The sequence below is a fragment of the Dyella sp. genome (assembly GCF_036568765.1).
In the GTDB taxonomy this organism is placed as follows: domain Bacteria; phylum Pseudomonadota; class Gammaproteobacteria; order Xanthomonadales; family Rhodanobacteraceae; genus GSA-30.
In genome coordinates, this window is record NZ_DATCRY010000143.1 from 1 (window position 1) to 11,237 (window position 11,237).

The 11,237-nt window shown below is 64.0% G+C and carries 11 protein-coding genes; all 11 read left to right on the top strand.

The genetic code is table 11. The features are described 5' to 3' along the window. A partial coding sequence (locus VIM98_RS10240) for an isocitrate/isopropylmalate dehydrogenase family protein (protein WP_331993002.1) occupies positions 1 to 631 on the top strand: 631 nt, incomplete at its 5' end. Positions 632 to 773: 142 nt separating this feature from the next. Next, complete coding sequence (gene ilvD / locus VIM98_RS10245; RefSeq protein WP_331993003.1) at positions 774 to 2,480, top strand: dihydroxy-acid dehydratase; 1,707 nt, start codon at positions 774 to 776, stop codon at positions 2,478 to 2,480. Then, positions 2,477 to 3,499, top strand: a complete 1,023-nt coding sequence (gene ilvC / locus VIM98_RS10250) for a ketol-acid reductoisomerase (protein ID WP_331993004.1) — start codon at positions 2,477 to 2,479, stop codon at positions 3,497 to 3,499. Before ilvD ends, ilvC begins: the two co-directional genes overlap by 4 nt. Before the next feature lie 133 nt (positions 3,500 to 3,632). Then, positions 3,633 to 5,435: a biosynthetic-type acetolactate synthase large subunit gene (gene ilvB, locus VIM98_RS10255; RefSeq protein WP_331993005.1), complete on the top strand. Its 1,803-nt coding sequence runs from the start codon at positions 3,633 to 3,635 to the stop codon at positions 5,433 to 5,435. 8 nt (positions 5,436 to 5,443) lie between these two features. Next, positions 5,444 to 5,692, top strand: a complete 249-nt coding sequence (gene ilvN, locus VIM98_RS10260) for an acetolactate synthase small subunit (RefSeq protein WP_331993006.1) — start codon at positions 5,444 to 5,446, stop codon at positions 5,690 to 5,692. Further along, positions 5,689 to 7,254: a threonine ammonia-lyase, biosynthetic gene (gene ilvA, locus VIM98_RS10265; RefSeq protein WP_331993007.1), complete on the top strand. Its 1,566-nt coding sequence runs from the start codon at positions 5,689 to 5,691 to the stop codon at positions 7,252 to 7,254. Before ilvN ends, ilvA begins: the two co-directional genes overlap by 4 nt. Positions 7,255 to 7,351: 97 nt before the next feature. Continuing rightward, complete coding sequence (locus VIM98_RS10270) at positions 7,352 to 7,612, top strand: hypothetical protein (protein ID WP_414650209.1); 261 nt, start codon at positions 7,352 to 7,354, stop codon at positions 7,610 to 7,612. Positions 7,613 to 7,961: 349 nt separating this feature from the next. Then, entirely contained in the window at positions 7,962 to 8,426 is a 465-nt protein-coding gene (locus VIM98_RS10275; protein ID WP_331993009.1) for a hypothetical protein, read from the top strand. A 79-nt stretch (positions 8,427 to 8,505) separates the two neighbouring features. Beyond that, complete coding sequence (locus VIM98_RS10280; RefSeq protein ID WP_331993010.1) at positions 8,506 to 8,976, top strand: cupin domain-containing protein; 471 nt, start codon at positions 8,506 to 8,508, stop codon at positions 8,974 to 8,976. 284 nt (positions 8,977 to 9,260) lie between these two features. Continuing rightward, on the top strand, positions 9,261 to 10,196 hold the full coding sequence (gene ubiA / locus VIM98_RS10285; protein ID WP_331993012.1) for a 4-hydroxybenzoate octaprenyltransferase: 936 nt from the start codon (positions 9,261 to 9,263) through the stop codon (positions 10,194 to 10,196). Positions 10,197 to 10,315: 119 nt separating this feature from the next. Then, positions 10,316 to 11,237: sulfate ABC transporter substrate-binding protein (locus tag VIM98_RS10290; RefSeq protein ID WP_331993011.1), on the top strand; the 922-nt coding region annotated here is incomplete at its 3' end.

Sequence of the window (11,237 nt, forward strand, 5' to 3'; positions counted from 1 at the left end):
CAAATACACGGTTGCCGAAATCGAGCGCGTCACCCGCCGTGCCTTCGACCTCGCGCGCCAGCGGCGCCGCCACGTGACCTCGGTGGATAAGGCCAATGTACTGGAAACCTCGCGACTGTGGCGCACCACCGTGCAGCGCATCGCCGCCGAGTATCCCGACGTGACAGTGGAGCATCAGCTGGTCGATTCGATGGCGATGCTGCTGCTGACCCAACCGGGGCGTTACGACGTAGTGGTTACAGAAAACCTGTTCGGCGACATCCTGACCGACGAAGCCGCAGCGCTGGCCGGGTCGCTGGGCCTGTTGCCGTCCGCGTCGCTGGGCAAAGGCAGCAACGGGTTGTACGAGCCGATTCACGGGTCGGCGCCGGATATCGCCGGCCAGGGCGTCGCCAATCCCACCGGCGCCATCCTCTCGGCTGCCCTGCTGCTGCGTCACTCGCTGCAGCTGGAAGACGAAGCGAACGCCGTCGAGGCGGCGATCGACGATGTACTGCGCGACGGACCGCATACGCGCGATATCGGCGGTCAGGCCGGAACGCGCGAAGTTCAAGCGGCGGTGCTCAAGGCGCTGGACGAGCACGCCAGCAGCGCGGCGGCGTTCTTCAGCGGTGCGCGCGCCTGCGGCTAACGGTTCTCTCCTTGCTGCCGCTGCGTGCGGGATGAATGGAATGGCGACGTCTTCTTATCCCGGACGCCGGCCGATGGCCCATCCCCCCGGCCTCCCCGCGCAGCGGTGGCATTTTTTTTGAATTCTTCTACTGGGATCACTGATGCGCAGCGACCTGATCAAGACCGGACCCGACCGCGCCCCGGCGCGCGCGATGCTCCGCGCTACCGGCCTGGACGATGACGCCATCGCCCGCCCCCTGGTGGCGATCGTGCATACCTGGTCCAACGTCAGCCCGTGCAATCTCAATTTGCGCGAACTGGCCGAGCACGCCGCAGCTGGTGTGCGTGCCGCCGGCGGGACACCGGTGGAGTTCAATACCATCGCCGTCACCGACGGTATCGCCATGGGTACGCAAGGCATGCGTGCGTCGCTGATCAGTCGCGAGGTCATCGCCGACTCGATCGAACTGGCAGTCGATGGGCACTGCCTGGACGCGATGGTGGTGCTCTGCGGCTGTGACAAGACCATTCCCGCCGCCGCCATGGCGTTGGCGCGCATGAACATCCCTGGCGTGGCGCTTTACGGCGGCACAATTGCACACGGCACGCACGATCGACATCCGATCACCATCCAGCAGGTGTTCGAGGCCGTCGGTGCGCATGGCGCCGGCAAGATCGACGATGCCGAACTGAGCGCCGTCGAGCGCGATGCATGTCCCGGTGCCGGCGCCTGCGGCGGCCAGTTCACCGCCAATACCATGGCGATGGTGCTGACTACGCTCGGCCTCTCGCCGATGGGCTTCAACGATATTCCGGCCACGCATCCGGCCAAGGCCCAAGCAGCCTTTCGCTGCGGCGAGCTGGCGATGGAGGCGCTGCGCGAGGAGCGTTACCCGCGCGATCTGCTGAGCGTGACGTCCATGCGCAATGCGGCACGCATGGTGGCGGCCACCGCCGGCTCCACTAATGCAGTGCTGCATCTGCTGGCGATCGCGCGCGAAGCTGGCATACCCTGGACCCTGGAGGATTTCGAACCGGCATCCAAGCACACGCCGGTGATTGCCGACCTGCTGCCCGGCGGTCGATACACTGCCGTGGAACTGTTCGGTGCCGGCGGCAGCGCACGCGTCGCGCAGGAACTGATCGCGGCCAACATGCTCGACGACGCGCCTACCGTCACCGGCCGCAGCCTGTTCACCGAAGCCGCCGCCGCGCCACGCGCGAACAACCAGGACGTCATCCATCCCGTAAACCAGCCACTCAAGCCACGTGGCGGCTATTCGATCCTGTACGGCAATCTCGCGCCCGAGGGCTGCATCCTCAAGCTGGCCGGCAAGGGCGCCACGCACTTCGAAGGCCGTGCACGCGTTTTCGAAAGCGAGGAACAGGCCTTTGCCGCCGTACAGGCCGGCAGCATCGTCAAGGGCGACGTCGTGGTGATCCGCAACGAAGGCCCGGCCGGTGGCCCGGGCATGCGCGAAATGCTCGGCGTCACCGCGGCGCTGATTGGCCGCGGGCTCGGCGACGACGTCGCACTGATTACCGACGGCCGCTTCTCCGGCGCTACGCACGGCTTCATGGTCGGTCATATCGCGCCCGAAGCCGTACGCGGCGGTCCGATCGCTTTGCTCGAAGAAGGCGACCGTATCCGCATCGACGCGGATAGTCGCCAGATCGCCACCGATGCCGATCTCGCCGAACGCCGCCGACATTGGCAGGCACCGCCGCCCAAGGTCACCCGTGGCGCGCTCGCCAAGTACGCACGATTGGTCGGCTCCGCCTCCGATGGCGCCATTACGCGCGCCTTCGAATCCGATACCCAACGCACGCATTCACATCAATCCGCTGACGCAGGAGTTACCACATGAGCCAGTCCGCCGCTACTATCGATCAACTCGCCCAGGCCCGCATCGCCGTCCTCGGCTATGGCAGCCAGGGCCGCGCACACGCGCTGAACCTGCGCGACTCGGGCCTCGACGTCGTCGTTGGCCTGCGTAAAGGTGGCCCGTCGTGGGAACGCGCCCGCGCCGAAGGTTTCAACGTCGCCGAGCCCGGCGACGCCGTGAAGAACGCCGACCTTGTTGCCGTGCTGACGCCGGATATGACCCAGCCGGCGATCTATCGCGATGCCATCGCGCCGAATATCAAACCTGGCGCGGCCCTGCTGTTCGCGCACGGCTTCAACGTGCACTTCAAGCAGATCGAACCGCGCTCCGATATCGATGTGGTGCTGGTGGCGCCCAAGGGGCCCGGCGCGCTCGTGCGGCGCGAGTACGAGATCGGTCGTGGCGTACCTTGCCTGTACGCGGTGCACCAGGACGCTACCGAACAGGCCGAAGCCAAAGCCAAGGCGTACGCGGCCGGCATCGGCGGCGGCCGCGCGCTGCTGATCCAGACCGACTTCAAGGAAGAGACCGAAACCGATCTGTTCGGCGAGCAGGCGGTGCTCTGCGGCGGCGCCAGCGAGCTGGTGGTCAAAGGCTTCGAAACCCTGGTGGAGGCAGGTTATCAGCCCGAAATCGCCTACTACGAAGTCATGCACGAGCTGAAGCTGATCGTCGACCTGTTCTATGAGGGCGGCCTCAAGCGCATGCTGGAGTTCATTTCCGAGACCGCGCAGTACGGCGATTACGTCAGCGGTCCGCGCGTGGTCGACGACGCGACCAAGCAACGCATGAAGGCTGTGCTCACCGATATCCAGGATGGCAGCTTCGCGCGCAACTGGATCGCGGAGTACAACGCGGGCCTGCCCAACTATAAGCGGCTGAAGCAGGCCGACCTGGATCATCCGATCGAGCAGGTGGGTGCGAAGCTGCGTGCGCGCATGCCTTGGTTGAACGCCGGTGCGGCGCAACCGGCTTCCGAACCGCTCAAGAAGGCTGGATGAGGCAGAAGGAGCGAGCGTCAACCGCTCGCTCCTTCCTCGACGAAACCTCAAGGACACCAATGTGATGACGCCACCGGGACAAACCGTCCCACAAGCCAGTTCTGTCCAAACCCACCCGCTTGCCGGCCAGTCCATGAGCGGGGCAGAAGTCGTTGTCCAGGTACTGGCCGACGAGGGTCTGAGCGTACTGTTCGGTTATTCGGGCGGCGCGATCCTGCCGGTCTACGACGCGATATTTCGCTTCAATGCCACGCACATCGGGCCGGATGGCGGCGAACCGATGCCGCTGATCGTTCCGGCCAATGAACAGGGCGCCGGCTTCATGGCCTCCGGTTATGCACGCGCCTCGGGCAAGGTCGGCGTGGCGATCGTCACCTCCGGGCCCGGTGCGACAAATATGGTGACGCCGGTACGCGATGCCATGGCCGATTCGATCGCGATGGTGGTGATTTGCGGGCAGGTACCGACTTCGGCCATCGGCAGCGATGCATTCCAGGAGGCACCCATCAGCAACATCATGAGCGCCTGTGCAAAGCACGTATTCCTGCTGACGGAACCGGAGAAGCTGGAAGTGACCTTGCGCACCGCGTTCGAGATTGCGCGCAGCGGCCGGCCGGGACCGGTGGTGATCGATATCCCGAAGGACGTACAGAACGCCCCCTTGGTGTTTGCTGGCGAAGGCAAGCTGCCCATTCCCGGCTACCGTGCGCGCCTGCGGGCGATCGAGGAGGCGCATCTCGACGACGAAGCATGTGCAGCATTCTTCGACACCTTGGCGCAAGCCCGTCGGCCGCTGATCTACGCCGGCGGCGGCGTGATTGCTTCAGGCGCGACCGAAGCCTTGCAGCGCTTCGTCGATCGCTTCGGCATTCCGGTTACCACGACCCTGATGGCGCTGGGCGCGTACGATACGACCGCGCCGCTGGCGCTGCATATGCTGGGCATGCACGGCACGGCATACGCCAACTATGCGGTGGAAGATTGCGATTTTCTGCTCGCACTGGGTGCGCGTTTCGACGATCGCGTGGCCGGTGTTCCTGCGCAATTCGCGCCGAATGCACGCACGGTGGCGCAAATCGACATCGACCCGGCGGAGATCGGCAAGGTCAAGGCCGTGCAATGGCACCATGTCGGCGATCTCGCCGCTGCGCTCACGCGACTATGCGATTACGGTGAGAAGCACGGGCTGCAGCACGCCGTGCTCGCACGCCACCAAGCCTGGCACGCGCATATTGCCGAGCTCAAGCACGACCATGCCCTTGGCTACGATCGCGCCAGCGCCTTGGTACAGCCCTACGCGGTCATCGAGGAGATCAATCGCCGCACACAGGGACGTGCGATCATCAGCACCGGTGTCGGCCAGCATCAGATGTGGGCGGCGCAGTACTTCGATTTCCGCGAGCCGCGTCATTGGCTCACGTCCGGCTCGATGGGCACGATGGGTTTTGGCCTGCCCGCCGCTATCGGCGCCCAGTTAGCTCGCCCCGATTGCGTGGTGATCGATATCGACGGCGATGCCAGCATCCGCATGAACCTGGGCGAGCTGGAAACGGTCACCACGTATGGCCTGCCGGTAAAGATCGTCGTGCTGAACAATTTCGGCGACGGTATGGTGCGGCAGTGGCAGAAGCTGTTCTTCAAGGGTCGTTTCGCCTCCTCGGATAAAAGCCTGCACCGCAAGGATTTCATCAAGGCCGCGCAAGCGGACGGCTTCGGCTGGGCACAGCGCCTGGAACGGCCCGACCAGATCGGCACAATGGTGGCCGAATTCCTCGATTTTCCCGGCCCTGCCTTTCTGGAAGTACTGATCGATCCGGATGCCGGCGTGTATCCGATGGTCGGCCCCGGTGCGAGCTATGCGCAGATGATTACCGGTGAGTTTATCGCCGCGCGCGATCGCTATGCGACGCAGGAAACGACCAACGACATGTTCTAGAGGGATTTATGAGGCACACATTGTCCATCTTGCTGCAAAACGAAGCCGGTGCGCTGGTCCGGGTGGCCGGGCTGTTCGCCGCACGCAATTGCAATATCGACTCGCTTACCGTGGCCGTTACCCACGACCCGAATGTGTCGCAACTGACCCTGGTAATGCAGGGTGCCGAGTCGACCGTGCAGCAAATCATCGAGCAGACACGCAAGCTGGTCGATGTGATCGAAGTCAGTCGCCCGATCTTCTTGCTGCATTCATGAACGCGCAGCGCGACCATGTGCCGGTTGTTGGCGCGGATGACGCGGATCTTCTGCGCCGCATCCTTGCCGCGCAGCGGGTCTACGACGTCGCACGCGAAACACCCCTGGAAGAAGCACAGCTGCTCTCCGCACGACTGGGCCAGCGCGTACGGCTCAAGCGCGAAGACCAGCAGCCGGTGTTCTCGTTCAAGCTGCGTGGCGCTTACAACAAAATGGCCATGCTCGACGATGCCGAACGCGCGCGCGGCGTCATCGCCGCTTCTGCTGGCAATCATGCGCAGGGGGTGGCATTGGCCGCGGCCCGACTGGGCATTCGCGCCACCATCGTGATGCCGGTGACAGCACCGCAAGTGAAGGTAGACGCGGTGCGCCGCTTCGGTGCGGACACCGTCGAGATCGTACTGGCCGGCGATTCGTACAGCGACGCGCAGGCACATGCAGCCCAACTGCAGACCCGGCACGGCCTGGTGCCGGTACATCCGTTCGACGATCTGGACGTGATCGCCGGCCAGGGCACCATCGGCCTGGAGATCCTGCGGCAGCATGCCCAGCCATTGCATGCGATCTTCGTCCCGATCGGCGGCGGTGGCCTCATCGCCGGCATCGCCGCTTATGTAAAGACCTTACGCCCTGAGATACGCGTCATCGGTGTGCAAGCCGCGGATGCCGACGCGATGGCGCGCTCGCTCGAAGCGGGCCGGCGCCTGAGCCTGGACGAGGTCGGTCTGTTCGCCGACGGCACTGCAGTCAAGATGCCCGGCGAACGCACCTTTGCGTTGTGCCGGCAATACGTCGACGAGATCCTGCGGGTCGACACCGATGCGATCTGCGCGGCGATCCGCGATATCTTCCAGGACACGCGGAGCACAGCCGAACCTTCCGGTGCACTCGCCCTGGCAGGACTCAAGCAATATGCGCAGCGTTCCTCCGATTCAGAACAAACTCTGGTCGCGGTCGTCTCCGGCGCCAACCTCAACTTCGACCGGCTACGCTTTGTCGCCGAGCGTGCCGATGTCGGCGAATCGCGCGAAGCGCTCTTCGCGGTCACCATTCCGGAAGAGCGCGGCAGCTTTCGGCGCTTTTGTGCCGCGCTAGGCGCACGCAGCATCACCGAGTTCAATTACCGCATCGGTAACGCCAGCGAAGCGCACATCTTCGTCGGCATCCAGACACGCGACCACGGCGAGAACGCCGTGTTGCTCCAGGCCTTCCGCAACGAGGGTTTCACCGCCCTGGATCTCACCGAGGACGAACTGGCCAAACTGCATCTGCGCCACATGGTCGGCGGCCGCTCGGCGCTGGCCCGTGACGAGCAGCTTTATCGCTTCGATTTCCCGGAGCGTCCGGGCGCACTGGTACGCTTTCTGGAACGCATGCATCCGGACTGGAATATCAGCCTGTTCCACTATCGCAATCATGGTGCCGATTACGGCCGCATCCTGGTCGGTATCCAGGTGCCCGCGCATGAGCGCGAATCCCTGAGTAATTTCCTCGCTCAGCTCGGTTATCCCTGGCGCGACGAAACCGCCAACCCCGCGTATCGCCTCCTGCTGCGCGATTGATTTCAGACATCTGGCGGGCCTTCGCGCCACAAACGGATTTTTTACGCGACGCTTCGCGCCGAGGGGCGGATAATGCGCGGGGCTTCGCTTGAAGGAGATGCGCATCGTGCAAGACCCAGCAAAGTATTGGTTCCCCGCAAAAACCTACGGGTGGGGGTGGGGCGCGCCACGGACGTGGGAGGGCTGGACGGTGCTGGCCCTTTACGTCGCCGCCATCGCCGCGCTGACGCACTTCTTTCCGCCGCGGGTCATGCCGGGCGGTTTCGGGCTTGGCCTGTGCGTGGCTACCGCGATCCTGATCGCCGTCTGCTGGTTGAAGGGTGAACCCCCACGCTGGCGCTGGGGCGACCGCCAGTAATCGGTTTTGCGCGCGGAGCTTGCTTTTCCCGCACTGTTCCGTGGCATTATCCGCCGGCCGTATACAAGACGCACTGGCTACCGGCCGGTGCGTACAGGGGACATCCGCCGCCGGACGCTGCCATGCATCGCCGCCTGACGGATGGCAGGCCACCAGGGGAATGCGTCATGGAACCAGATGCAAAAACAGCGCGGTTACGTCCCCAGCATGGCGCAAGCCGCGCGGCATGTCCCTCGTCGTCGTCCGCGCGCACGGCCATCGCCGATGCGCCGTTCTTTGCGTCCGCCCGCCGCTGCACACGGCCCCGGACGTTCGTCTCCAACACTCATAATGTTTTCAAGGAGTATCCATGAGGAAGCTCGTCCCTCTTCTGTTCGTGTCGCTTGCCGCGCTGTCGGCGGCTGGTTGCGCCACCAAGAAGACCAACCTCGGCACCCAGATCGCCGGCCTGGTCGACCAGACGACGAATGCACAGACCGAGCCTGAAGCGTTCCTGCGCCTGGAGTCGTATGGGGAGAACGGCGTGCCTTATCTGGTACAGCACCTTGGCGATATGCGCCCGCTCGGCGACAAGACGATGACGCTGAAGAACATCGTTATCGTCGATTCGAAGAAGACCGAGCAAGGCATGCGTACGTATTCGCCCGAAGTGGTGCACGACGCCATGGCCGCGCTGCTCAGTCAGATTACCGGCAAGAATTTCGAGTTTGTCTACAACGGTGCCGACGCGCCGACTCGCACTGCCAATCGCAAGGATTGGCAGGATTGGTGCGTGAAGACCTATCCCGAAAAGAAAGCGATTTGTCGCGGCTGATCGGCGACGCTACCGGGCGGCCACGTGCCGCCCGGCGGTGCTACTGTGATTGTCCGTATTTCCCCGGATCGGGCATCTCATGAACACGGCTCCTAGTGCATTGCTCAAGGCCGCAACTATTGCCGCCATGGACGCTGAAGTCCGTCCGCACAGCCTCAATCCCAATGCCATCCGTCTGCGCAGGGCACTGGGCGATGCCACCGGGCTGAGCCAGTTGGGTGTGCACTTGATTACCCTGATGCCGGGACGCGAATCGAGCGAATACCACCGGCATATGTACGAGGAAGAATTCGTCTACATCCTGGCCGGCGAAGGCGAGGCGTTGATCGACGATATCGTTCATGCGGTCGGTGCGGGCGATTTTCTTGGCTTTCGTCGTGGCGGTGCGGCCCATGTGCTGAAGAACACTGGCACCGAGCCGTTGACCATGCTGGTAGCAGGGCAACGGCTGGAACAGGATATTTGCGATTATCCACATGTGCGCAAACGGCTTTATGTGCATCGAGATGGCGAGGATCTAGTGGATTTCGGCGCGATCGAGCCGGGATGAGGTGCGCTCCGTAGGTTTCCCCTCACCCCAGCCCTCTTGCCCGGCGAAGCCAGGGGAGAGGGAGCACACTGAGGCAAACCTTATTGCTGCACCGACTTCGCCGGCGGAGGGCTGCTCAGCCCGCGCGATGCGCAAGCGAGGCGTACGCCACGTAAAACGCCCGAGCCCGCGCTAAACTCCCGCGCATGGCTCCGACCTCACGCAAGCGCCCCCGCCGCGCCCCCGCTCCCGCCACCGCGCCACGCGTGCGACAGGTGGCCGCGTCGACGAAGGCAACCTCGACGTTGCGCCCGGCCGACAGCTCGACACGTGCCACCCGAGTGCTCGACTGGCTGCTACGCAAGCTCCGGCTCACGCCGGCCGCACGCGAGAAGGCGCTGGATTACCTTGTGCTCACACGCATGGACCGGCCGATCGGCGCGCTGCTGCTGTTGTGGCCGACCTGGTGGGCACTATGGCTGGCGGCAGGCGATTTCCCGCCAGTGAAGCTGCTGGTCGTCTTTACCTTGGGTGTATTCGCGATGCGCGCCGCTGGCTGCGCCATCAACGATTTCGCCGATCGCAAGCTCGACCCGCAGGTAGCGCGCACCGCCGGACGCCCGATCGCCAGCGGCCGGGTCACCCCACGCGAGGCCCTGATCGTGTTCGCCTCGCTGTTGGTGCTGGCATTCGTGCTGGTGCTGTTCACCAATCGGCTGACCATCCTGCTGTCGTTCGCCGGCGCGGCGCTGGCAGCGATCTATCCTTTCACCAAGCGCTATACGTACATGCCTCAAGTCGTGCTCGGTGCGGCATTCGGCTGGTCGATTCCGATGGCGTTTGCCGCCGTATCCGGCACGGTACCCCCGCTGGGCTGGCTGTTGTTTATCGCCAATATCCTGTGGTCGGTGATCTACGACACCGAATACGCCATGGTCGATCGCGAGGACGATATCAAGGCGGGCGCCAAATCCACCGCGATCCTGTTCGGCGATGCGGACCTGCCGATCCTGGGGATCCTGATGGGCACGTTCGCCCTGGCGATGCTGTTCGCAGGGCAGCGTGCGAGCCTGGGCTGGCCATACTGGGTGGCCTTGATCGTTTCGCTGGGATTGTTCGCTCATCAGCTGTGGTCGATTCGCACGCGCGACCGCGCTACCTGCCTGCAAGCCTTCCGCAACAACAATTGGCTGGGCATGGTGCTGTGGATCGGCATCGTTCTGGCCCTGGGAGTGCGCTGATCCCTTCTTCGTAGGCGGTCGCGCATCCACTCCCGCTTAACATCCCCAACCGAAACATCGGCGATAACGGTGGCTACCGGCCGCCCCGCCGACATGCCGCTTTTCTGCCCGGAGACAGCATGCCGCTTCGCTCGTTCGCCATCGCGCTGTGCCTTTGCTTGACGACCCTGCCGGCGCTTGCGAAGGACGTCACCCTGCTCAATGTGTCTTATGACCCGACGCGCGAGCTGTATCGTGAGGTCAATACCGCCTTCGCCGCACAATGGCAGCGCGATCATGGCGAAAAGGTATCGATTTACATGTCGCACGGCGGCTCCGGCAAACAGGCCCGATCGGTTGCCGAAGGCCTGCGTGCGGATGTAGTGACCCTGGCACTGGCCTACGACATCGATGCGATCGCCGCGCGCGGTTGGCTGGCGAAAGACTGGCAGCAGCGCTTGCCGGATCATTCGACGCCTTACACCTCGACCATCGTCTTCATGGTGCGCAAAGGCAACCCGAAACGAATCCATGACTGGGACGACTTGATCAAGCCCGGCGTGCAGGTGATCACCCCCAATCCCAAGACCTCCGGCGGCGCACGCTGGAATTTTCTTGCTGCCTGGGGCTATGCATTGACCCGGTTCAACGGCGACGAGACTCAGGCGCAGGCCTTCGTGCGCACGCTCTACAAACACGTTCCGGTGCTCGATGCCGGCGCGCGCGGTGCCACCAATACCTTTGCCCAGCGCGGTATCGGCGACGTGCTGATAGCCTGGGAAAACGAGGCCATGCTGGCCAAAGCCCGACTACCCGACAATGGTCTGGAAATCGTGCGCCCATCGTTGAGCATCCTGGCGGAGCCGCCGGTGGCGATCGTGGACACGAACGTCGAAAAGCACGGTACTCGCGCCCTGGCCGAAGCCTACCTGCGATTTCTGTATTCGCCTGACGGACAGCGCCTCGCGGCCAAGCACTACTACCGGCCACGCTCGACGAGCGCGGCCGGCCCATACGCGGCGCAATTTCCACCGATGCGCACCTTCACCTTGACCGATGTGT